Genomic DNA, 21,876 nt, shown 5'->3' on the forward strand with positions numbered 1-21,876 from the left:
TCTTATTGCGCAGCCTTCTAAATCCGCCCAATCCGCGTCTAAAAATATGTGAGATTGCTGCCGATTCTAAAGAGTGTTATACATTGAAGCGGAAGTGCATGATATCTCCGTCCTGCACTACATACTCCTTGCCTTCTACGCCCAGCTTTCCGGCTTCTTTCACAGCTGCCTCCGAACCGTACTGGATGTAGTCGTTGTATTTGATGACTTCTGCACGGATGAAACCTTTCTCGAAGTCGGTATGGATGACGCCGGCACATTGCGGAGCTTTCCAGCCTTTCTGATAAGTCCATGCCTTTACTTCCATTTCTCCGGCGGTGATGAAGGTTTCGAGGTTCAGCAGTTTGTAAGCCGATTTAATCAGACGGCTTACACCCGATTCTTCCAAGCCTACTTCTTGCAGGAACATTTGGCGGTCTTCGTAAGTTTCCAGTTCGGCAATGTCGGCTTCGGTCTTGGCGGCTACAATCAGTATTTCGGCATTCTCGTCCTTTACGGCTTCGCGTACCATTTCTACGTATTTGTTTCCGCTGACGGCGCTGGCTTCGTCTACGTTGCAGACGTACATCACCGGTTTGGAAGTCAGGAGGAAGAGTTCTTTGGCAATCTTCTGTTCGTCTTTGGTTTCGAACTGTACGGTGCGGGCCGATTTGCCTTGTTCGAGGGCTTCTTTGTATTGTACCAGTACGTCGTAAGCCAGCTTGGCCTGCTTGTCGCCACCCGTCTGTGCCTGTTTCTGCACTTTCTGGATGCGGCTTTCGATGGTTTCGAGGTCTTTCAGTTGAAGTTCGTAGTCGATGATTTCCTTGTCTCGCACGGGGTTGATGCTGCCGTCTACATGCGTCACGTTGTCGTCGTCGAAGCAACGCAACACGTGGATGATGGCATCTGTCTCGCGGATGTTGGCGAGGAATTTGTTACCCAGACCTTCGCCTTTGCTGGCACCTTTCACCAGTCCGGCAATGTCTACAATTTCGACAGTAGTGGGGACGATGCGTCCCGGATGTACCAGTTCGGCAAGTTTTGTCAGTCGTTCATCGGGTACGGTGATGACGCCTACGTTCGGTTCTATTGTACAAAAAGGGAAGTTTGCCGCCTGCGCTTTGGCGTTGGACAAACAATTGAAAAGCGTCGATTTGCCTACGTTCGGCAGCCCGACAATACCACATTGTAAAGCCATTATCTATTTCGTTATTTAGAGTTATCTTCATTGAATGGTACGGTTGTATTCGTTCTTTTTACCGTCATTCTGCTTGCAAAGATAGGTATTCTTCTGTTTATTGCCTTAAAAGATGGCTTTTTTCTCGTTCAGATAGCTGATTTGTAACTATATCGTTTCTTCTTTAAACATGCGGTGAAAGATTTCCTCTAGTTGGTTTTCGTCGGCAATGATGGCTTGCAGTTGTTTCAGTCGCTCTGCATTCTTGCCATGCGGAAACCAAAGTTTCAAATAACCTCCGGGGGCATATTTTTCCATCAGATGCCGGTAGAAGCGTTGGTAGTGCCACTGTTCGTCGGCAGTAGGGTTCTGTTTCAATCCGTATTGCACGGTGCGGCGCAGGGTGACGTCCGGGTCGATGATCCGGTCGGCTTCGGCAACGATACATCCGTAGATACTGCGCGGCTCGTGGTCGGCAGAGGCGCGATGGTCTTCTACGGCTTCTTGCATTGTCTTTATTTCTTCTTCGGAAAACCATTGGCGCAAGGTGGCATCTGCCATCAGTATCTCACCGGAGGCAAGGTGGTGCGTGGCACGATCGCGGCACAGCCCCGTATCGTGATAGGCGGCAATGGTATAGACCATACGCTCGTCCGTTTCGGGATGTTGCCGGGCAAGGGCAAGGCTCTCTTCGATGACGGTCTGTACATGCGAGAGGTTATGAGCTTTGTCAAAATTGCTATATCGGGGAATGATTTCTGTTTCGATGTAGGTGGTGAGGGATTCCGGTATCATGCTCTTTTTTCTTGTAAACGGTTTTAGTTATCGTATTAGGAATGAATTCTTTTTAGGAATTCTCTTAAATGTAAATGGGTAATTCCTTCCCGGTCGTTGACTGTATGAAACGGATCCAGAGAAACTACATATTTTGGATAGTTATCTTTTATCAGTTGAAGATTCCCGAACTCCCTGTCGATAGTTTCTTCCGATTCCAAAAGATAGGTGGCTTGCACGTAAATGGTCCGTCCATTCTTCCATGCTACAAAATCTATTTCCATTTGGCGGAACTGCCCGACAGCTATTTCGAAGCCTTGATTCTTCAGGTGCAAGAAAATAGCATTTTCTATCAGTTTCTCAATATCACCCACCCGGTTTGTACCAGTCAGTGCATTTCTAAGTCCTAAGTCTTCAAAGTAATACTTTTCGTTGGATTCAAACAACTTCTTGCCATGAATGTCATATCGCGGAACTTTATTGATGATAAAAGCATTGCAAAAATACGTAAGGTAATTCAATATGACTGTGGTGGTTACTTCTATTTGTTGTGACTTCATGTATTTACTGATGCTTGATGCTGAAATCAACTTGCCTGTATTGTCACTGACGAATGAAATCAGGTTTTCCAAGAAAGGGACATTGCGGATCTGTTCTCTGGAAATAACGTCTTTTAGTACAATGGTGTTATAAATATTATGAAGATAGTCTAATGCCATATCTTGATTTTCTATGCCGATACGGTATAATTGAGGTAAACCGCCGTACGTCAAATATTTCATCAATGAAGCATCATTGTCGTCTAATTGATGAAACTGAAGAAACTCTTCATAGTTGAGGCTCTGAATATGGAACTCAACATACCTGCCTGAAAGAGCCGTGGATAATTCGCTTGAAAGCATTTTTGCATTGCTACCTGTTATGATGATATTGCATTCGTCATCGGCTTGCAGGCTACGCAATGTCTTTTCGAACGATGCTATTTCTTGTACTTCATCGATAAACAGATAGTTATCTTTCTTTCTCATCAGATGCTTGTTTACATATTCAGTTAGTTCCTGATAGCTTTTGATGAAGTCAAACTCTGTTTTTTCTTTATTAATGTAGATGATGTTTGTTCGCTTGTCAGTATTTAGTTCATCTATCAGCTGTTGCAGAATACAACTTTTACCGACTCTCCGTTGCCCGGTAAGCACAATAATCAGACCTTTCCCAATGAATGGCTTAATTTTGTCTGTGTATTGAGGACGATTAATAAGTTTCATTACTAAATGTTTTGGACAAATATAGTGATTTTGTCTTTTATAAAAGACAAAACTCTCTTTCAATTCAGTTTTATCTTCTATAAAATACAAAAAGAGCCGGAATACATCACGTGTTCCGGCTCTTAAAACTTATAAAAGGTCTTGGTTATGTTGTGTTAGGAGTGAAATTACTTAATTAAAAGAGAGAGAATAGATTTATTACATGTTAGGGTTATCCATGGTAACCGTCATTTCGGGAACCAACACGTATTCGCCCTTTTTATTGTTCCATTTATAATAAGTAGTGGTCACGCTTTTGCCTTGGTAAGCGTAGCGGATGCACATGTCATTGGTCCATGTATTCTTGGTGCTGTTCCATTTCAGGGCTTCGCTTTCGGTCATGCGGTTTTGGTCATCGTACTTATAGTTGTACTTCATGTAGTTGGCAAGTGTACTGCCGTCCATCTTATATACAGTTTCACCGACTTTCAGTCCATTTACTTCTTCCGAATTGTAAATGAGGTTGCTCTTGTTGTCTGCTGATGCATTTAAACCACAAACTAAGAGAAGTGCTGAGAAAATCACTGTTTTTAAAGATACTTTTGCTTTCATTGTTATATGCCTTTAATTGGTTGAACTTACTATTTATTATCAATATGTCGTTTAAAACGCTGCAAAGGTACGCATTATATTGACATCTATATTAAAATTGAATTAATATTTGTCAATATGTCAATGGGTGGGGAAAAGATATTCTTTCCTTTTGGCAAGATAGATGAATAAAAAATATCCGGCAGTGAGGCTGCCGGATATTCTGGTGAGCAAACTGTATTTCGAAAGGAATGCTTCTGTTGCTTTCTGATTGTAAGTTAAATAAAGTTATAACCCGGTTTAATGTGCCTGCAACCAGTTCTTTCCCCACCCACAATCGGCTTTCAGGGGTACGTGCATGCGATATGCCTGCTCCATCTCCTCGATTACAATTTGTTGCACAATCTCCTTTTCAGCCTCCGGAACGCTGAAATTTAGTTCGTCATGGACCTGTAAAATCATCTTTGCTTTCAGATTGTTACTAAGGAAGCGCTGATAGATGTGTGCCATGGCTACTTTTATGATATCGGCGGCACTTCCCTGGATGGGAGCGTTGATGGCATTTCGCTCGGCATAGCCCCGTACCACTCCGTTTCTTGAGTTGATATCGGGCAGGAAGCGCTTGCGGTGGAAGATGGTTTCTACATATCCGTTTTCGCGTGCCACCTGGATGCTCTTGTCCATATACTCCTTGACTTGCGGATAGGTTTCGAAGTATCCGTCAATCAGTTCCTTGGCTTCCTGGCGGGAGACGTTCATGCGTTCGGCCAGTCCGAAGACGGAGATGCCGTAAATGATGCCGAAGTTTGCCGTTTTGGCTTTGCGGCGCATGTCGGAGGTGACGTCACTGATATCTATCTTATAGATCTTGGCGGCGGTGGCGGCATGGATGTCGTGGCCGCTGCAGAAGGCATCGATCATATTTTTGTCGCCGCTCAGGTGCGCCATGATGCGAAGTTCGATCTGGGAGTAGTCGGCAGAGAAGAACTCGCAGCCGTCGTCCGGGATGAAGGCTTTGCGGATTTCCTTTCCGTCTTCGTCGCGGATGGGGATGTTCTGCAGGTTCGGGTTGCTGGAACTGAGCCGCCCGGTGGAGGTGACGGCTTGGTTGAAAGAAGTATGGATGCGCCCCGTACGCGGGTTGATAAGCTGGGGCAGGGCATCGATGTAGGTGCTCAGCAGCTTCTTCAGTCCGCGATATTCCAGTATCTTGCCGATAATCTCGTGCTTGTTGCGGTAGGTTTGCAACACTTCTTCGGAGGTGACGTACTGCCCGGTTTTGGTCTTTTTGGCTTTCTCCACTATCTTCAGCTTGTCGAAGAGCACTTCGCCCACCTGCTTGGCAGAGCTGATGTTGAACGTTTCGCCTGCCAGGTCGTAGATTTCCTTTTCAATATCTTGCAGGCGCACGGTGAAGTGCTCCGAAGATTGCTTGAGGGCTTCGGTGTCGAGTCGCACGCCGTTGGTCTCCAGATTGACGAGCACGGGTACAAGCGGCATCTCTATTTCATGGAACAGATGTTCAGCTCCCTGTTCTTTCAATTCCTTCTCCAGGGCGTTCTTCAGTTTAAGGGTCACGTCTGCATCTTCGCAGGCATAGCGATAGACTTCTTCGGGGGGAAGGTCGCGCATGCTCTTCTGATTCTTTCCTTTGGAGCCGATAAGTTCGTCGATGTGTATGGTCTGGTAATGCAGATAAATTTCTGCTAGATAGTCCATGTTATGACGAAGTTCGGGTTGAAGTACGTAATGGGCGAGCATGGTATCGAAAAGTTGTCCCTTCACCCGGACTCCATAATTTTGGAGGATAATCATATCGTACTTGATATTTTGTCCGACCTTCATCGTTTTTTCGTTTTCGAAGAGAGGACGGAACTCGCTTACGATTTTTAACGCTTCTTCACGTTCGGCAGGAACGGGGACGTAGTATGCTTGATTTTCGGCGGCGCTGAAGCTCATTCCTACCAGCTCGGCTTCCATTGCATCGGTTCCGGTGGTTTCCGTATCTATTGAGAGAATTTCCGTTGTAAGCAACTTTTGAATAATTTCTCTTCTTTTTTCTTCTGTATCAATGAGTTGGTAGTCTACATTGAGCATTTCTAACCGCGTGAGATTTGAATTTTCGGAGCCGTCCGCCCCGTTGCCCGCAAAATTCGCAAACAAATCGCCTTGAATCGGGCCACTGTTTTCGGGAGTGGCGGGTTGCGGTTGGGCAAACAAAGTTCCGGCGTATGGGTCGGGCGCAGAAGCAGCCGGAGTAGGGGAGGAAGTGCTGCTTCCTTTTTTGAGAACGCGATCGATGAGCGTACGGAATTCCAACTCCTCGAAAATCTTGCGAAGTTCCTCTTCGTTCGGCTCTTCGCGGACAAGGGCATTCATGTCGAGTGCGATGGGGACATCGGTTTTGATGGTGGCGAGGAATTTGGAGAAGGTTATCATTTCCCGGTTTGTTTCCACTTTGGTTTTGAGGGCGCCTTTCAGTTGGTCGGTATGTTCCAGCAGGTTTTCGATACTGCCGAACTCGGCAACCAGTTTCTGTGCCGTTTTCTCGCCCACGCCGGAGCAGCCGGGGATGTTGTCGGAGGCATCGCCCATCAGTCCCAGCATGTCGATGACTTGCTGCGTGGTCTGGATGTCGAACTTTGCTTTTACTTCTTCGACGCCCATGACTTCGAAGCCGCCGGTATGTTTGGGGCGGTACATGAATACGCGGTCGGACACCAGTTGGCCGTAATCCTTGTCGGGGGTCATCATGTAGGTGGTGATACCTTGCCGCCCTGCTTCGGTGGCAAGGGTGCCTATCACGTCGTCGGCCTCGTAGCCTGCCACTTCGAGGATGGGGATGCGGTAGGCGCGGATGATGTCCTTAATAATAGGTACGGAGAGGCGGATGGCCTCGGGTGTTTCTTCCCGCTGCGCCTTGTATTGCTCGTAGGCCTCGTGGCGGAAGGTGGGACCGGATGGATCGAAGGCAACCCCGATGTGGGTGGGGTTCTCCTTTTTAAGTACTTCTTCAAGGGTATTGACGAAGCCCAGGATGGCGGACGTATTAAACCCTTTGGAGTTGATACGCGGGTTCTTGATGAACGCGTAATAAGCCCGATATATCAATGCGTATGCATCGAGCAGGAAAAGTTTATCGATAGAATTCATAGGTTTATCATTTTTTTTCACGGTAAAAGTACAAAAAAATGCCGTATTAAACGTTTTATTACTACTTTTGTAGGCAAATAGCGATGTATGGACAACTCATCACTTATAAAATCTCCGATTTCTGTGGAATTGGAAGACTTCAAAGAACTTTTTGATAGTACTCTTTCCAGTTCCAATCTTTTGTTGAATAGTGTCATTGCACATATCCGGCAGAAGAACGGGAAGATGATGCGCCCTATATTGGTACTTCTGGCTGCAAAGCTTTATGGTGAAGTATGTCCTGCGACCCTTCATGCTGCGGTTGCCCTGGAGCTTCTGCATAATGCCAGCCTTGTGCACGACGATGTGGTGGATGAAAGTACCGAACGGCGCGGGCAGCTCTCGGTAAATGCTATATTTAATAATAAGGTGGCTGTGCTGACGGGCGATTATCTGTTGGCGACCGCTTTGGTTCAGGTGGGTCTAACCCGTAATTATCATATCATTGATATCGTTTCCAGCCTTGGGCAAGACTTGGCCGAAGGGGAGCTTTTGCAGCTTTCTAATGTCAGCAACCCCCATTTCTCCGAAGAAGTTTACTTTGATGTTATCCGCAAGAAGACGGCGGTGCTCTTTGCCGCATGTACCAAGGCGGGGGCTTATTCGGTAGGAGCCGACGATGAAAAGGCGGAATTTGTACGCTTGTTCGGTGAGTATATCGGACTTTGTTTCCAGATAAAGGATGATATCTTTGATTATTTCGAGAGCAAGGAAATCGGTAAGCCTACCGGAAATGATATGCTCGAAGGTAAATTGACTTTGCCGGTGCTCTATGCACTCAATAACACGAAGGATAAGATAGCAGAAGAGATTGCCGTAAAGGTGAAGAATGGGGAGGCTACTCCCGATGAAATCGCCCGTTTAATTGCATTTGCCAAGGAGAACGGGGGCATTGAATATGCTACGAAAGTGATGTATGCGTATAAGGAAAAGGCGCTTTCGTTGCTGTCGTCCGTGCCGGATACGGATGTGAAGGCGGCACTTGCAGGATACTTGGATTACGTAGTGGAAAGAGAAAAATAACTTATACTATCCGTCATTCAGAGCGAAGCGAAGAATCTACTCCCTTATATTACGAGAGTAGATTCTTCGCTTCGCTCTGAATGACGGATAGCTCTTTTAAATGCTTAGAAGAACTTCATCTCCTCACCCTTTATTTCCGAAAGCAGCAGATTGGCAAGGCGACTGGTTCCCAGGCGGAATAGTTCATTATTCAGCCATTCCTCTCCCAATACTTCCTTGACAATGGTGTAATAAATCAATGCGTCGTTCACGCAATTGATGCCTCCTGCGGGCTTGAAACCGATCTTATTGCCCGTCAGATCGTAATATTCCTTGATAGCCTGGCACATTACAAAGGCAGCTTCCGGAGTGGCGGCAGGCTGCTGTTTGCCGGTAGAAGTCTTGATGAAATCGGCTCCTGCATACATGGATAGGATAGAGGCTTTCTTGATGTTGGAAGCTGTCTTCAGGGCTCCCGTTTCCAGGATTACTTTCAGATGATGTTCCTTGCAAGTCTCTTTGAGCTCCTGTATCTCGTCGCACATCGTTTCATAATCTCCTGCCAGGAACTTGCCTACTGAGATAACAATGTCTATCTCGTCGGCTCCGTCCATGATGGCCATTGCCGTTTCTGCCACTTTCACTTCGATGAACGTCTGTGAAGAGGGGAAACCTGCTGATACACAAGCTATCTTTACATCTTCTACTTCCAGCGTATCTTTCACCACTTCAGCAAAATTGGGATAGACGCAGATGGCTGCCACGTTCTTCAGATCGGGGAATTCTTCGTCGAACTGGTTTACTTTTTGGGTAAACTTCATCACGCTTTCGTCACTGTCCGTACTGTTCAGCGTGGTGAGGTCGATGCAGTTGAATAAGAATTTCTTCACTTCCGGTGTGTCGTTTGCCGGCACTTTCTCGGTTATAATTTTGGATACTTGTGCAGCTACTTCTGCATCATCCAGCTGGGTGTTGTACTTTGCCAGGGTGGCATCATACTTGTTTTGGGTTGACTCATTCTTCTCCATGATTCGTCAATTTAGGGTTGTTGATATGTCTGGTCTGGTCACGTTTGGTTTTCTTCTCGAGGTTGCGGCGGAAGGCTTCGGTCAGGTTGACTCCGGTCTGGTTTGCAATGCAGAGAAGTACCCAGAGAACGTCGGCCATTTCATCGTCGAGGTTATCCCGTTCTCCTTCCTTGAAGGACTGGTCGCCGTATTTGCGTGCCATGACGCGGGCCAATTCGCCCACTTCTTCGGTCAATACGGCCATATTGGTGAGTTCGCTGAAATAGCGTACTCCGTACTCCTTGATCCAGGAGTCCACTTGTTTCTGTGCTTCTTCTAATGTCATTATTCTTTATTTTTTGTATCCATACAGATGGTCACGGGACCATCGTTCAATAATTCTACCTTCATATCGGCTCCAAATTCACCGGTACCTATCTCTCTGCCTAATGCAAAACTTAACTCTTTGCAGAATTGTTCATACAGCGGAATGGATATTTCCGGTTTGGCAGCCCGGATGTAAGACGGGCGGTTGCCTTTCTTGGTAGAAGCATGTAAAGTGAACTGGCTGATTACCAGTATCTCACCGTTGATATCGAGGATCGATTTGTTCATCACTCCGTTTTCATCGTCGAAGATACGGAGATTGACAATCTTCTTGCAAAGCCATTCGATGTCCTCTTGCCCATCGGTATCTTCGATGCCTATCAGTATCAGAAGTCCCTTTCCGATAGCAGATTTGCAGGTTCCGTTGATGGTGACGGAGGCATGTCCGGCGCGTTGTATAACTACTCTCATGTTCGTCTTAATTTAAACTTTCCCGGGCCGCAAAGTTACGAATAAATTCGGTTAAAGTCCTGGCTTTATGTCTGATTTGTTAGACACTTGTGGAAGAAAAGTGCTTCTGTATGATTTCAGCTTTTGCTTCTCCTACAGCGCTTACCAACTCTTCCAAAGGTGCTTCCTTGATGCGTTTCACGCTCTTGAACTGCTTGAGCAGGGTGGCTTTTGTCTTCTCGCCAATGCCTTTTATTTCGTCCAGTGCCGATGCAATCTGCCGTTTGCTGCGCTTGTCGCGGTGGAAGGTGATGGCAAAACGGTGTACCTCATCCTGTATCTGCGTCAGCAGGCGGAAGAGGGGGGTATTCTGTTTCAGTCCGATGGTTTGGGGTGGAAAGCCGTAGAGCAGTTCCGAAGTGCGGTGCTTGCCGTCTTTGGCAAGGCCGGCAATGGGGATATTCAGCTGTAATTCGTCTATGACCTCTTTTACGGCGCTCATTTGCCCTTTTCCGCCGTCGGTAATAAGGAGGTCGGGTAGGGGTAGCTTCTCTTCGATAGCACGCTGATAGCGGCGTTTTACGACCTCTTTCATAGAGGCATAGTCATCCGGGCCTTCTACGGTCTTGATATTATATTTCCGGTAGTCCTTTTTGGAGGGCTTTCCCTTTACGAAAACAACGCAACCGGCCACGGGGTCCGAGCCTTGGATATTGGAGTTATCAAAGCATTCTATCTGCATCGGAAGGCGCTCAAGGTGCAGTTCTTGCTGGATTTCTTTCAGGAGGCGTACGGTGCGCTGTTCCGGATTCAGTTTTTCGGACTGCTTCAGGCGGTCGGCTTTGTACTGCTTTACGTTCAGAATGGAGAGCTCCAGCAGCTTCTTCTTGTCTCCTCGCTGGGGGATGGTGAAAACGACGTCTTTCAATTCCATGTCCAACTCGAAAGGCACGATGATTTCGCGTGAAAGGCTCTTGTACCGCTCTCTCATTTCGATGATACCCAATGAAAGAAGCTCCTCTTTTGTTTCATTCAGGCGCTTCTTGTACTCAAAGGTGAATGCCTGGTTGACGGCTCCGTTTGTGATGTGCAGATAGTTGATGAAAGCGGACTTTTCATCGCTGTCTTCTTCGATGGAGAATACGTCGATGTTGTGCAGTACGTTGCTTACTACCTCCGATTTGGCGCGGTAACTTTCCAGCAGCAGATACTTTTCCTTGATTGCCTGTGCCTCTTCAAACCTCATTTCGGCGGCGAGTTCCTGCATCCGTTGGAGGAGCATCCGCTCTATTTCCTGGGTGTTTCCTTTGAGGATTTCCTTGATTTCAGCGATGTTTTTCAGATAATCTTCCTGGGTTTGCTTGCCGATGCAAGGACCTGCACAGTTCTTGATGTGATATTCCAGGCAGACGTTGAACTTCCCGGCGGAGATATTCTCAGGGGAAAGGTTCAGGTTGCAGGTACGCAAGGGGTATAGATGCTTGATGAGGTCGAGCACAGCCTGCATGGAGGGCATGTGGCTGTAAGGCCCGTAGTAGGAAGAACCGTTGCGGATAACTCTCCGGGTTTTGAATACACGCGGAAAGTATTCGTTTTGCACGCAGATGGAAGGGTAGGTCTTGTCGTCCTTCAGCAGTACGTTGTAGCGTGGCTTGTATTTCTTGATGAGGTTGTTTTCCAGCAATAACGCGTCTTCTTCGGAGTTGACTACGATGTAGCGTATGTCGGCGATCTTGCTTACCAGTACGCGCGTTTTCCCCGGCTCGTGCTCGCGGTTGAAGTAGGAGGACACTCTTCGCTTTAGATTCTTTGCCTTGCCTACGTATATGATGGTTCCTTCGGTATTCAAGTATTGATAAATACCGGGGCTTTCGGGAAGGTTGGAAACAATCCCTTTCAGATAATCGTTGGTTCTGAGTTCTTCCATAAAAATAAATGTTTATCTTCGTTCCTCCACATTCGTATTACTTGCGCAGCAAGCCTGAAAGGCTTCGATTTATTAGTCCGGCAAAGCCTGAAAGGCTTTCATCTATCAGCCCAGGGCAACGCCCTGGGTTTAAGAACGTCCCCTCACCTTGCGCCCTGAAAGGGCATAAGATTGTATAACGGGCTTTTGCCCTTTCAGGGCGCAGAGATAGAGGTGCATTATTACCCAGGGCGTTGCCCTGGGCTGATAGATGGAAGCCCTTCAGGCTTGGCTGCGCAAGTAAACCGAATGGAAACCTTGCCGGGGCGCTACGCCCCTAAATTATCATTTATACTATAGCGAAAGCACCGCCTCTACCTCTACATCATTGCCGAATACTTCCTTTCCGTGAAGCTCTTTCAACTCGATGATGAAGTTTACAAATACCTTCTTCGGATTCATCTGCTTTACTAACTTGCAGGCAGCCTCCATTGTTCCGCCCGTAGCCAATAAATCATCGTGGAGTAACACTACGTCATTTTCATCGATGGCATCTTTATGCATCTGTACGGTGTCTTTGCCATACTCTTTGTCATAGCTTTCTTCGATGGTTTCTGCCGGCAGCTTGCCCGGTTTGCGGATGGGGATAAAACCTGCCCCTAATCTTGTGGCAAGAATAGGCCCCATGATGAACCCTCTGGATTCTATGCCTACTACCTTTGTTATACCTTTGTCCTTGTACATTTCGTATAAGGTGTCAGAGAGTTCCTGTAAGGCAGCCGGGTCCTTGAATAGAGTAGTTACGTCGTAGAACAGTATTCCCGGAATCGGAAAGTCGGGAATTTCCCGAATGCTTTTGATGAGTGTTTCTTTGCTCATAATCAGTTTATTTAATACGTTTATTGAATTCTTTGTTTCACGTGGAACTTCACCTCTTATCTCCCGCAAAGTACCAGCAACACGTTGATATCGCTCGGAGATACTCCCGGAATTCGGCTCGCTTGAGCTATTGTTTCCGGGTCTATCTTTACTAACTTTTGTCTGGCTTCGGTGGAAAGGGACTGAATGGAATTATAATCGAATTTCCCTTTTATCTTAATGCTTTCCAGTCTTGCCAGTTTGTCTGCGATGATTCGTTCACGTCCTATGTAGCCTTCGTATTTAATAAGGATCTCTGCGGCTTCGATAATTTCCTCCTTTCTATCGGAAATTTTATCCAGCTCGCGTTTGAAGGCACTGACATGTTCCGCCATATTTTCAATGGTTACTTGCGGACGGTTGATCAAGTCTATCAGTTTGCAGCCTTGGCGGAGTGGGGTAGTGCCGAGCTCTTCGAGCACCGGATTGATTAATGCCGGTTTCATCGAGTAATTCCGGGCAAAATCTATAATCCGATTTACTGCTTCCCGCTTTTGCTTCAGCAGTTCGTAACGATCTTCTTTCACCAGACCCAGCTTCCATGCCTTTTCGGTAAGGCGCATGTCAGCGTCGTCCATACGGAGTAAGATGCGGTATTCGGCGCGTGAAGTAAACATACGATAAGGCTCGTCTACTCCTTTGGTTACCAAATCGTCGATTAAAACGCCGATATATGCTTCGTCGCGTGCCAAGGTAAAAGGCTCTCCGCCGTGGCAGTTGATGTGCGCATTGATACCTGCGATGATACCTTGTCCGGCTGCTTCTTCGTAACCGGTAGTCCCGTTTACTTGTCCGGCAAAGAAGAGATTCTTGATTTTCTTCGTTTCCAACGTATGTTTTAGCTGCGTAGGGTCGAAGTAGTCGTACTCGATGGCGTAGCCCGGACGGTAAATCACCAAGTCTTTGAATGCCGGTATTTTTTTCAGCGCCGCAATCTGTATATCCATTGGCAGTGACGAAGAGAAACCGTTCAGATAAAGTTCTTGTGTGGTTTCACCTTCCGGTTCCAGGAAAAGCTGGTGTTGCGGTTTGTCGGGGAAAGTCACGATCTTGGTTTCTATGCTTGGACAGTAGCGCGGGCCGATGCTTTGAATTTGCCCGTTGAAAAGGGGAGAATCCGGAAGTCCTTCTCTCAGTATGTGGTGTACTTCCTCATTGGTGAAGCAAGTCCAGCAAGGAAGCTGCTTCAGGTGGCGTACGCCGGTATTCATAAAGGAGAACTTGTGGAAGTCATTCTCTCCATCCTGAATCTCCATCTGGTCGTAATGCACGCTCCGGCCGTCGATGCGTACGGGTGTTCCCGTCTTCATGCGTCCGTAAGTGATGCCATGTTTTGCGATGGATTCGGTTAATTGGTAAGATGCAGGCTCTGCCATACGTCCGCCGGGCAGCATGGTGCGGCCTACGTGCATCAATCCGTTGAGGAAAGTGCCGGCAGTCAGCACTACACACTTGGCGCGGAAGGTCACTCCCCATAGGGTATCTACCCCCACAATTTCTCCGTTTTCAACGAGGATTTCGCGTACAGTATCTTGCCAGATATGCAGGTTTTCGGTGTTCTCCAGAATCTCCCGCCAGGCCCAGATAAACTTGTTGCGGTCGCATTGTGCGCGTGGGCTCCACATGGCAGGACCTTTAGAGCGGTTCAGGATGCGGAACTGAATAGCGGTCTGGTCTGTGACCAATCCCATATATCCACCCAATGCATCTATCTCGCGTACTATCTGTCCTTTGGCGATGCCTCCCACTGCCGGGTTACAACTCATCTGACCAATCTTATTCATATCCATCGTGATAAGACAGGTCTTCGACCCCAGGTTTGCAGCAGCAGCAGCAGCCTCACAACCAGCGTGTCCGGCACCGATTACAATAACGTCATACTTAAACTCCATTCGCTCAGTGTATTTTAAAACCGTGCAAAGTTACGAAAAAGTTGCATTGCGACCACGCTTCTTTAATTTTGTTTATGACAGCGCAAATGTACGTATGTTATCGTTCCAGCCGCTTGCGGATGGGTGGCAGCAGATCTTCGTACTGTTTTTAGGAGATTTACTTGCATTTGTTATAAAAGTGTTATACATTTGTGCTATAGTTAATAACACTTAGTATGGAAAATATCATATTATCCCCTAAAAAGCAGACTGCATTCCGTTTGAGTGAGGATTTGCTTGAACGTTTGAAAGTGGAAGCCAGGAAAGCAAATCGTAGCTTGAATAACTATGTGGAAAGTGTTTTGATGGATGTTGTTTATAAGACACCCAATCGGACAACATTAGAGGCTATGAAAGATGCTAAAGAGAACAAGGATTTAGAAACCTTGGATGTACAGGACTTTGAGAAATTCGTCGCTTCTTTATAGATATGAAAGAAGTAAAAACTACTAAGCAATTCAGGAAAGACCTGAAGAGAATACAGAATAATCCGAAGAAAATTGCAAATCTGAAGAAAGTTATTCTTTTGTTAAGCCAAACCGGAACATTACCTAAAGAGTATAATCTTCATAGCCTTATAGGCAATTATAAGGGGTGCTTGGAGTGTCATGTTGAGAATGATTTGCTTCTTATTTGGATAGATGAAGAAGAAAAGGTTATAAAGTTATTGAGGCTTGGGAGTCATTCCGAACTCTTCTGATGCTGCTATTAATTCCGATTGTGCAGTATATATCGTTTGATAGCTAGCAATAGCATGTATTTCTTCATGGCAGCACTCCTTTCTCTTTCATGCACGCTATCAAATCTTCTACGATGTATTCCCGGCTGAATGTATGAAGCACGTCATAGCCGGGTATCAGATAGCTATTTAAGATACCTGATGTACGTAGCAATCGGTAAACTTTGCTTGCACTCATTTTCAGCGCCTCCGCAAGATTTCCCACACAATAGGTTGTAAAATTCAACTGCTCGAAATTCATATCCATGCTATTAATCTACAAAGATTTGACTTTACTGCAAAAATAGCACTAATTCCATAGATTCCAAACCGATTACTTCGTTTTTCTCCCTTCCCCAAGTTTACTTGATCTATGTAAAGTACGGATGTCTGCATACACTTTTCAAGGTATTTGTCTCTTTTGAGAGTTAACAATGTGTAAAAATATCGGCATATTGATTGCCTTCTGTGTATTTTGCATTATTTTTAATAAAATATATTACGCTTAAATCCTAAGAACAATGAATAAACGCCATCTAACTTTATTATTTATTCTACTGTCTACCGTGACCTTGTATGCTCAGGAATCAACTTCGAAGCATGAATTCTTTGTAGGTTATGGTATTGCGCCTGTAACATCTGTTCCGGAACCGGGATTGCCGGTGAATGGTACTGTAAATGCTGCATATTCCACTGATAACAAACGGTTTTCCGGTACAATTAATGCCGGCTATATGTTTCATGTCTCCGATCCTTTGGCTATAGGAATTTCCTATTCTTACGCTACGGTGAAGCGGGATGTTGTTTTGGGATCGTCTATACCGTTGGCCGATATAAAAAATACATGTCACACCGTGATGCTTACCGGTAAATATGCGTGGCTTCATTTAGGACAGTGTACTTTCTACTCACGTGCAGGCATCGGACTTATGCTGGTGGAGAAAGGAAAGATGAATCTTTTTGATGTTTCTTCCGAAGATATGAATCTGTCTTCCGCTGCTATGGAGGACGATAAATGTGTGGCTTGGCAAGTAATGCCGGTGGGGGTGGAATGGAATTTCGCCAAACACTTGGCTCTTTTTGCTGAAGGTGGCGTGGGCAGTGCAGGTTGTGGCATGGCAGGCGTAAAGGTCTTGTTTTAGCGAAAGAATGCCGTCACCGGATATGTGAAAGATGCCGCATCTGGTGCTGCATTGCAGGGGGGGTATCTCCTTTTAGCTTACTGAACTTTGCTTTAAAGCCATGTCCTTTACTCGAGCATAAGGAAAGGCTCCTTGATATATCCTTTGAGATCAATTTTCGCCACTTGCCCGTAGCTGCCGATGACTGTGAGCAGTTGTTGTGCCTCGTCAACGTCGGCATAAATGATATTCCCGAAGCCGGCGCTATCATTGATGCCCAATGCCCATTTTACTGTCCCTTCTGCATCAGTCAGTATGATGCTGCAACCCCGGTAGTCGGTAGCTGTGAGAATAAATCCACCCTTTTCGAGTATTCTGATTGACTTGAGGCTGGGGAAATAACCCACAGATTGCGGGTAGAATAACTGTTGGTCTATCTTCCCTTCCGCTGAGAGTTTCAGCAGGAAACTTTGGGAGTTCTTGTAACCGCCCGGCCAATAGCTTTGCTCTCCGGCGAAATAAATCTCTCCATTGCTGCCTCGCAGACTGAAGTAAGGTATGTTCTCGTTATCTCCAATATCATAGACTTCCTCCCGCTCAATGATTCCTTGGGCATTGAGGGTGAGCAAAGTCATCCCTTGATCATTGGAGCCGACGGCTATAAAAGCATTCTCAGTGGATGTTTCCATCTTCAGTAACTTATTGTAATCGGAGGTGCCGCTGTAGTGTTCCTCTTTTTGGGTACCGTCAGCGTTTACTAATGCAGTATAGTATTGGCAATAAGGCTGTTCTCCTTTCTGTCCGTTGCGGTAAGAATAGCCGATGACGAGCAGCTTTCCCTGTGCGGTGAACCGGGCATCCACGAGAGTGATGGCATCGGATACTGGTTCGTAAAAGGGATAGTATTGCAATAATTCACCCCGGGCATTCAAGTGCATCACGTAGTCCCAATGCACTAACAGTAATGTGCCGTCTTCGTTAAAGTGGGTAGCACTGGGGATACTGGAATGTGTGTCGCCCTGTGGATGGGCGTAGTCGTGCAGCCATTCTGTTTTTCCGTCCTTGTTCAGTTTTACGAGGGTACGGTAGTAGCTGCCGTAGTGCTTGCGGGTCGTAGCTATGGCCAACAGGCCGTTGTCCGTTGTCGGCCGGATGTCGGTCCATTCATATTGCTCGTATTCGTAGGGGTCGAGACTTACAAAAAGGCGACTGATAAGAGCTGACTTTTCAGTGGTGAATTCTGCATGGGCGTATTTAACGATGTTGTTGTTTCGCATCGCTCTGATGGTGAGACGGTAAGTGGTGCCCGGAGACAGGACATTCAGTTCATGGAACATCAGGTCATATCCTTGGTCGTCAAGAGTACTTGTGATGCGTTTTCCATCGATGAAAAGGTCATATTTGGCATCTGCTCCGCAGCTTTCCCAACTGATGGACACATGCGTGTCGGTGATGTCCTGTAACGTCATCTTGAAGTCGCCGAATGTGATGTTCAGGTCGCCTGACTTGCTTATTTCAGGTTCTTCAATGTCTTTGCTGCATGCACCGGCCAGCAGGCAGAACGATAGGATGGAGAGATATAAAAATAGTGTTTTCATGGTTCTTGCGGAATTATTTCGATGAAACAAGGGTCTTCTTCATGATAAGGGGTATTGGAAATCTTTTCGAGAGGTCCCACAAAGATGTGTCCGTTATGTATGTGAACCGGCGGGGTGAAGCCGGTACTCATATAGCTATAGAAATGATAAATTGCCATGAGCTGCCATTGCCGTGTAGCGGGATCGTATATTTGTACGTCGGTCATCCATTTCTTATAAGATTGTTCGCTGCCAATCAGACATATTTTTCCGTTGTAAAGGATGATATTGCTGTTAACGCGTTCGAAACTGCCCGAACGCAGGGACTCTTCTTGTTCCCAAAGATCGTTCTCGGGATGATAGCTCCAGAGAGTACGGTCCATCAGGAAGAGGTAGGCGGTGTGCTCATCCGAGCAAGTGGAATTGACGCTGTGGTATTGGCGGCATTCAAAAGGAACGGGAGCCAACTTCTCCCAGCGACCGGCTTCTGTATCGTAGCGCCAGAAGTCTTGTCGGGGCTCTTCAGTATAGTTGCCTATATCGATTTTATTTATTTTTCTTCCGGCACCCATGTAGATGTATTTTCCGATGGAAAAGAGGGCATAATCCTGATTCCCTTCTCCCGGATAGGTAGTCACCTGCGTCCATCTGTCGTATTCGGCCTGATAGTGATAGAACAGACTTTCGCCGTTGTAGTAGTTGTTCCCTTCGTCAATCTTCCTTACTATGCAATAGGCTTCGTTCCGGCAGCTGACGGCCATTAGGGGAGTTTGGTCGCGTGGCAGCGTCCATTGTTGTTTGGTGCTCCATCTCTGTTCATTGAAGTTGTAGGCATACAAATTATAGCTGATACTCGATTCCGACAAGTCGGCATATTGGATGATATAATTTTCGGAGTCGATGTGAAACCATGCTCCGATAGAGTAGAACCTTGTCGGTGCAGTGGTGGAGGGGGTACGGCTGCTCCAAGGCAATATCCGTATAGTGCCTTCGACCTCAAATTCCTCTTCGTCTATATAAATAGTCACCGTATAGTCTCCCGGTGCAATTTCATCGGGTATATAAGCTCCCAAAGTGCCATAGTCAAAGTTGCCGTCATGCTTTAATGAAATCTTTTTGTTCAGTTTCACATCCAGGGTACTGTACCGGGTGTTCCAGTCAACGTTTGTGATGATAAGGAAATACTCTCCCGGATGTGGCATTATTCGTACATCATCTTCCAGGAAAGGGAATTCCGGGTCGCTTTCGGATGTGAAGATATAGGGATTACCGATCTCAAAATGATGGGTTCGTGCGGAGAAGTACAAGGTCTGTGTGGGAGTTGTGAAGGTATTCTTTTTAGTTTCCAGGCAGGCGCGTACCAGGTAGTCGTGTGCCGTTTGAGGCGCAGTGATGGTTAGCTCGGGCTGCTGTAGCCGGTCCTTGCCAAGCTCTACGGGCAGGAAGGTGGGTTCTGCATCTGCGTCACTCAAGTCGTAGAGTTGCAGGTATGCTTTTTGTGTGCTGAATCCGTTGCCCAAGTCTATGCTGAGCTTGATAGTGCAACGGTCGGTAGATTGTATGGTGAAGGAACTGATGCTAATGCTCGGATTCTCAAAATTCGGGTTTTCTTCCTCTTCTTTGCACCCTTGGCATAGAAGTAACAGGAGTAGTGATACAAGGAAGAATGTGCGGTTCATAGGTGGAAGATGTAAGTTCATGTGTTCTGTTATTGTTGTGGAAGCAAAGATAAGCTTTTTATTCGGATACTAAAGAAAATAAGGATGGAATGTATACATTTAGGAATAAATGCAGTATATTTGCACCGTAAGCCGAAGAGAAATACGGCGTATTGAAGCAATTTTTTGATAAGGAGAAAAACTGGTAATTTTATTTAAGTCAAAAAGAACTACTTCAATGAATTTGTTTCATGCGAGCGACTTAAGGTCGGTCGTGTGAGCATGTTTATTGGTAGTTCGGGTATACCAGTGCCTCTCCTTAGGTAGATATGCAATAGCACGTCCGACTTCTTTTTGCTTAAAAGGAACAAGGGCAATTATATACTTTAAAATCTAAGGACGATATGAAAACCCTTGATGAAGAACTATTTAACGTTGTCCGCACAATGAAACGGCAGACTGAAAGTCAAATAATGAAGATCCTTGCTCCATTGAACATGCAATACAATCTCATTATTGAGGACAATCAGATTTTGTTTCTCTCTCCGCCTTCCGATTCCAACAGTGAAGCCGTTGTGGAATACTGGTTAGACATTGAAGATATATTCAGCATACTCTATAGAGACCGACTCCTTTTTATTTTAACCCACAACTGCCTGCTACATATTTTCAATACCGAAACCCTTGTATTGGGATTTTGGGAACCCACTAATGAAGAAGTACTGATTAAGTTAGCCCGGTGGAGTGGTCGAACCAGAATGGAAACAATGTGCCTTAGGCTTCTGAATAAAATCAAAAAATATTGCCTACTCCGTTTCTACTGAAGGAAACGCTCGTTTCTGCTTATGGGAACGGCAGTTTCCTAAAATGATATGTTTGTATTTGGGACGGGCAAGAATCTTTCGATCACCTATGATTTGCAAATCCGCTGGGACGGGGACGGGCGAAAGATTTTAGTTTGTTAATAATCAGGAGGTTAATTTAATATTTAATATCTGTTATCAAAGAAAGTGCAGGATAAAGTTTCCTAAATTAGAAACTTTAATTACCTTTGTAATGTTAAACAACAATGAAATGGAACAGAAACCTAAATTTCAAGTAGTCTATATGCAGGAATCGATAGAGTTTCTTCAATCCCTTAATGAAAAAGTAAGAGATAAAATAGCCTATAATATTGGGAAAAGTATGCTTGTTTTAGATAAGGAACTTTTTAAAAAATTAGGTGATACAGATATTTGGGAGTTTAGAACCATTTATAGCGGAATAGCATATAGATTACTTGCATTTTGGGATACTGATGCCGATACTTTGGTAGTGGCTACTCATGGCTTTACGAAGAAAAGTCAAAAGACACCACCCAAAGAAATAGCCAAAGCACAAGAAATAAGGAAAGAATATTTTAACTCTAAAAATAAGTAATTATGGCAGAATTAAAGTTATACACCCACGAAGAAATGTTGGATGCTGTAGTAGGAACTGAAGGAACTCCAAGACGGGATAAATATGAAGCTGATATAAATAATTTCCTCATTGGAGAAGCCATCAAGCAAGCAAGAGAATCCAAGAATCTTACACAAGAACAACTTGGAGAACTTATGGGAGTTCAGAAGGCCCAAATATCCAAAATAGAAAGTGGAAAAAGTGTCACTTTTTCTACTATTGTAAGGGCCTTTAAAGCAATGGGAGTAAAATCAGCTAGTCTTGAATTAGGTTCTTTGGGCAATGTAGCATTATGGTAAGCGGATTTCTACTGAAGGAAACGCTCGTTTCCGCTCATGGGAACGACAGTTTCCTCTAATGGGAACGCGCGTTTCTCTTTATGGAAACGGTCGTTCCCAATCAATGGAAACTGCAGTTTCCTGCTGTAGGAACGCGCGTTTCCTACCGTAGGAAACTGTAACTTTCTTATTTACTGCACTTAACAGGAGGCTGTCTTTAAGACAAAAGAAGTACATGAGAGCAGAAGACAGAATTATCCTAAATATGCTCTTTTGTTCTTATGTCTTGATAGATAAATAATCATTTGCCCGCTTATTCGACAAAGAAACCGTCGAAAACCATCATTTTCCATGTTAATAGATGTTATTTGGCTACATTCAGGAAAAGCTTGCAAAAAGGAAGTAAAGTAATTGTGTGCAAGCATTTTATATATGAATAAAACTTGATTTTTCCAAGAAAAAGCGTGTAGGTAACCGTTTACCGTCACTCTACCTACACGCTTCCTACACGCTCTGAAATGCCGATGAATAAAGGAATAGAGAGCGACCGTGCTGGAGTGTAGGTAGAAAACGAAAAAACTTC

At 45.4% G+C, this 21,876-nt stretch carries 21 protein-coding genes; 7 read left to right on the forward strand and 14 right to left on the reverse strand.

Features of this window, described 5'->3' with window-relative positions:
- Nucleotides 1-76 precede the first annotated feature (76 nt).
- The 5 genes from ychF to polA form a co-directional block, all read right to left on the reverse strand.
- A complete protein-coding gene (gene ychF, locus AAE250_RS00480) occupies nucleotides 77-1,180 on the reverse strand; it encodes a redox-regulated ATPase YchF (protein WP_294599485.1) in 1,104 nt (367 codons plus the stop codon).
- Nucleotides 1,181-1,327: 147 nt separating this feature from the next.
- Nucleotides 1,328-1,954 (reverse strand): HD domain-containing protein, encoded by a 627-nt coding sequence (locus AAE250_RS00485; protein ID WP_294599482.1) that lies wholly within the window; start codon nucleotides 1,952-1,954, stop codon nucleotides 1,328-1,330.
- Nucleotides 1,955-1,989: 35 nt separating this feature from the next.
- A complete protein-coding gene (locus AAE250_RS00490; RefSeq protein ID WP_294599477.1) occupies nucleotides 1,990-3,198 on the reverse strand; it encodes an ATP-binding protein in 1,209 nt (402 codons plus the stop codon).
- 198 nt (nucleotides 3,199-3,396) lie between these two features.
- Entirely contained in the window at nucleotides 3,397-3,789 is a 393-nt protein-coding gene (locus tag AAE250_RS00495; protein WP_294599474.1) for a DUF3836 domain-containing protein, read from the reverse strand.
- Between the two features lie 279 nt (nucleotides 3,790-4,068).
- Nucleotides 4,069-6,921 (reverse strand): DNA polymerase I, encoded by a 2,853-nt coding sequence (gene polA / locus AAE250_RS00500; protein ID WP_294599471.1) that lies wholly within the window; start codon nucleotides 6,919-6,921, stop codon nucleotides 4,069-4,071.
- Between the two features lie 87 nt (nucleotides 6,922-7,008).
- On the opposite strand from polA, the gene AAE250_RS00505 reads away from it, so the two are divergent.
- Nucleotides 7,009-7,983, forward strand: a complete 975-nt coding sequence (locus AAE250_RS00505; protein WP_294599468.1) for a polyprenyl synthetase family protein — start codon at nucleotides 7,009-7,011, stop codon at nucleotides 7,981-7,983.
- Nucleotides 7,984-8,087: 104 nt separating this feature from the next.
- On the opposite strand, the gene deoC is transcribed toward AAE250_RS00505, so the two are convergent.
- From deoC to mnmG, 6 genes are all read right to left on the reverse strand, one after another.
- Nucleotides 8,088-8,990, reverse strand: coding sequence for a deoxyribose-phosphate aldolase (gene deoC / locus AAE250_RS00510; RefSeq protein ID WP_294599466.1), 903 nt, complete (start codon nucleotides 8,988-8,990; stop codon nucleotides 8,088-8,090).
- On the reverse strand, nucleotides 8,977-9,315 hold the full coding sequence (locus AAE250_RS00515; RefSeq protein ID WP_294599463.1) for a nucleotide pyrophosphohydrolase: 339 nt from the start codon (nucleotides 9,313-9,315) through the stop codon (nucleotides 8,977-8,979). Before AAE250_RS00515 ends, deoC begins: the two co-directional genes overlap by 14 nt.
- A complete protein-coding gene (gene dtd, locus AAE250_RS00520; RefSeq protein ID WP_294599461.1) occupies nucleotides 9,315-9,767 on the reverse strand; it encodes a D-aminoacyl-tRNA deacylase in 453 nt (150 codons plus the stop codon). Before dtd ends, AAE250_RS00515 begins: the two co-directional genes overlap by 1 nt.
- Nucleotides 9,768-9,846: 79 nt before the next feature.
- Nucleotides 9,847-11,673, reverse strand: coding sequence for an excinuclease ABC subunit UvrC (uvrC, locus tag AAE250_RS00525; protein WP_294599459.1), 1,827 nt, complete (start codon nucleotides 11,671-11,673; stop codon nucleotides 9,847-9,849).
- 333 nt (nucleotides 11,674-12,006) lie between these two features.
- On the reverse strand, nucleotides 12,007-12,531 hold the full coding sequence (locus tag AAE250_RS00530) for an adenine phosphoribosyltransferase (RefSeq protein ID WP_294599457.1): 525 nt from the start codon (nucleotides 12,529-12,531) through the stop codon (nucleotides 12,007-12,009).
- A gap of 56 nt (nucleotides 12,532-12,587) precedes the next feature.
- A complete protein-coding gene (gene mnmG, locus AAE250_RS00535; RefSeq protein ID WP_294599454.1) occupies nucleotides 12,588-14,462 on the reverse strand; it encodes a tRNA uridine-5-carboxymethylaminomethyl(34) synthesis enzyme MnmG in 1,875 nt (624 codons plus the stop codon).
- A gap of 215 nt (nucleotides 14,463-14,677) precedes the next feature.
- On the opposite strand from mnmG, the gene AAE250_RS00540 reads away from it, so the two are divergent.
- Together AAE250_RS00540 and AAE250_RS00545 are read left to right on the forward strand one after the other, a co-directional pair.
- Nucleotides 14,678-14,929 carry a toxin-antitoxin system HicB family antitoxin gene (locus tag AAE250_RS00540; RefSeq protein WP_294599452.1) on the forward strand — a complete coding sequence of 84 codons (252 nt, stop codon included), beginning with the start codon at nucleotides 14,678-14,680 and terminating at the stop codon, nucleotides 14,927-14,929.
- 2 nt (nucleotides 14,930-14,931) lie between these two features.
- On the forward strand, nucleotides 14,932-15,201 hold the full coding sequence (locus AAE250_RS00545) for a type II toxin-antitoxin system RelE/ParE family toxin (RefSeq protein ID WP_294599449.1): 270 nt from the start codon (nucleotides 14,932-14,934) through the stop codon (nucleotides 15,199-15,201).
- A gap of 64 nt (nucleotides 15,202-15,265) precedes the next feature.
- Here AAE250_RS00545 and AAE250_RS00550 read toward each other — a convergent pair whose 3' ends face one another.
- Nucleotides 15,266-15,487, reverse strand: coding sequence for a DUF3791 domain-containing protein (locus tag AAE250_RS00550; RefSeq protein ID WP_294599448.1), 222 nt, complete (start codon nucleotides 15,485-15,487; stop codon nucleotides 15,266-15,268).
- Between the two features lie 253 nt (nucleotides 15,488-15,740).
- On the opposite strand from AAE250_RS00550, the gene AAE250_RS00555 reads away from it, so the two are divergent.
- Nucleotides 15,741-16,361: an outer membrane beta-barrel protein gene (locus AAE250_RS00555; protein WP_294599444.1), complete on the forward strand. Its 621-nt coding sequence runs from the start codon at nucleotides 15,741-15,743 to the stop codon at nucleotides 16,359-16,361.
- A gap of 107 nt (nucleotides 16,362-16,468) precedes the next feature.
- Here AAE250_RS00555 and AAE250_RS00560 read toward each other — a convergent pair whose 3' ends face one another.
- The gene (locus AAE250_RS00560) at nucleotides 16,469-17,938 is read right to left on the reverse strand and encodes a hypothetical protein (RefSeq protein ID WP_294599441.1); all 1,470 of its coding nucleotides are present in this window, start codon (nucleotides 17,936-17,938) and stop codon (nucleotides 16,469-16,471) included.
- Nucleotides 17,935-19,617 (reverse strand): hypothetical protein, encoded by a 1,683-nt coding sequence (locus AAE250_RS00565; RefSeq protein ID WP_294599438.1) that lies wholly within the window; start codon nucleotides 19,615-19,617, stop codon nucleotides 17,935-17,937. Before AAE250_RS00565 ends, AAE250_RS00560 begins: the two co-directional genes overlap by 4 nt.
- Before the next feature lie 362 nt (nucleotides 19,618-19,979).
- On the opposite strand from AAE250_RS00565, the gene AAE250_RS00570 reads away from it, so the two are divergent.
- The 3 genes from AAE250_RS00570 (at nucleotide 19,980) to AAE250_RS00580 (ending at nucleotide 21,314) form a co-directional block, all read left to right on the forward strand.
- A complete protein-coding gene (locus AAE250_RS00570; protein ID WP_294599437.1) occupies nucleotides 19,980-20,399 on the forward strand; it encodes a hypothetical protein in 420 nt (139 codons plus the stop codon).
- A 250-nt stretch (nucleotides 20,400-20,649) separates the two neighbouring features.
- A complete protein-coding gene (locus AAE250_RS00575) occupies nucleotides 20,650-20,994 on the forward strand; it encodes a type II toxin-antitoxin system RelE/ParE family toxin (RefSeq protein ID WP_294599434.1) in 345 nt (114 codons plus the stop codon).
- A gap of 2 nt (nucleotides 20,995-20,996) precedes the next feature.
- Nucleotides 20,997-21,314 carry a helix-turn-helix domain-containing protein gene (locus AAE250_RS00580; protein WP_294599432.1) on the forward strand — a complete coding sequence of 106 codons (318 nt, stop codon included), beginning with the start codon at nucleotides 20,997-20,999 and terminating at the stop codon, nucleotides 21,312-21,314.
- The last annotated feature ends 562 nt before the right edge of the window (nucleotides 21,315-21,876 follow it).

This window comes from Bacteroides sp. GD17 (genome assembly GCF_038448625.1).
GTDB lineage: Bacteria > Bacteroidota > Bacteroidia > Bacteroidales > Bacteroidaceae > Bacteroides.

Excerpts from the sequence above, each read along its gene's own strand:
- ychF (WP_294599485.1), bottom strand. The coding sequence starts at position 1,180 with ATGGCTTTACAATGTGGTATTGTCGGGCTGCCGAACGTAGGCAAATCG.
- AAE250_RS00485 (WP_294599482.1), bottom strand. The coding sequence starts at position 1,954 with ATGATACCGGAATCCCTCACCACCTACATCGAAACAGAAATCATTCCC.
- AAE250_RS00490 (WP_294599477.1), bottom strand. The coding sequence starts at position 3,198 with ATGAAACTTATTAATCGTCCTCAATACACAGACAAAATTAAGCCATTC.
- AAE250_RS00495 (WP_294599474.1), bottom strand. The coding sequence starts at position 3,789 with ATGAAAGCAAAAGTATCTTTAAAAACAGTGATTTTCTCAGCACTTCTC.
- polA (WP_294599471.1), bottom strand. The coding sequence starts at position 6,921 with ATGAATTCTATCGATAAACTTTTCCTGCTCGATGCATACGCATTGATA.
- AAE250_RS00505 (WP_294599468.1), top strand. The coding sequence starts at position 7,009 with ATGGACAACTCATCACTTATAAAATCTCCGATTTCTGTGGAATTGGAA.
- deoC (WP_294599466.1), bottom strand. The coding sequence starts at position 8,990 with ATGGAGAAGAATGAGTCAACCCAAAACAAGTATGATGCCACCCTGGCA.
- AAE250_RS00515 (WP_294599463.1), bottom strand. The coding sequence starts at position 9,315 with ATGACATTAGAAGAAGCACAGAAACAAGTGGACTCCTGGATCAAGGAG.
- dtd (WP_294599461.1), bottom strand. The coding sequence starts at position 9,767 with ATGAGAGTAGTTATACAACGCGCCGGACATGCCTCCGTCACCATCAAC.
- uvrC (WP_294599459.1), bottom strand. The coding sequence starts at position 11,673 with ATGGAAGAACTCAGAACCAACGATTATCTGAAAGGGATTGTTTCCAAC.
- AAE250_RS00530 (WP_294599457.1), bottom strand. The coding sequence starts at position 12,531 with ATGAGCAAAGAAACACTCATCAAAAGCATTCGGGAAATTCCCGACTTT.
- mnmG (WP_294599454.1), bottom strand. The coding sequence starts at position 14,462 with ATGGAGTTTAAGTATGACGTTATTGTAATCGGTGCCGGACACGCTGGT.
- AAE250_RS00540 (WP_294599452.1), top strand. The coding sequence starts at position 14,678 with ATGGAAAATATCATATTATCCCCTAAAAAGCAGACTGCATTCCGTTTG.
- AAE250_RS00545 (WP_294599449.1), top strand. The coding sequence starts at position 14,932 with ATGAAAGAAGTAAAAACTACTAAGCAATTCAGGAAAGACCTGAAGAGA.
- AAE250_RS00550 (WP_294599448.1), bottom strand. The coding sequence starts at position 15,487 with ATGGATATGAATTTCGAGCAGTTGAATTTTACAACCTATTGTGTGGGA.
- AAE250_RS00555 (WP_294599444.1), top strand. The coding sequence starts at position 15,741 with ATGAATAAACGCCATCTAACTTTATTATTTATTCTACTGTCTACCGTG.
- AAE250_RS00560 (WP_294599441.1), bottom strand. The coding sequence starts at position 17,938 with ATGAAAACACTATTTTTATATCTCTCCATCCTATCGTTCTGCCTGCTG.
- AAE250_RS00565 (WP_294599438.1), bottom strand. The coding sequence starts at position 19,617 with ATGAACTTACATCTTCCACCTATGAACCGCACATTCTTCCTTGTATCA.
- AAE250_RS00570 (WP_294599437.1), top strand. The coding sequence starts at position 19,980 with ATGAAAACCCTTGATGAAGAACTATTTAACGTTGTCCGCACAATGAAA.
- AAE250_RS00575 (WP_294599434.1), top strand. The coding sequence starts at position 20,650 with ATGGAACAGAAACCTAAATTTCAAGTAGTCTATATGCAGGAATCGATA.
- AAE250_RS00580 (WP_294599432.1), top strand. The coding sequence starts at position 20,997 with ATGGCAGAATTAAAGTTATACACCCACGAAGAAATGTTGGATGCTGTA.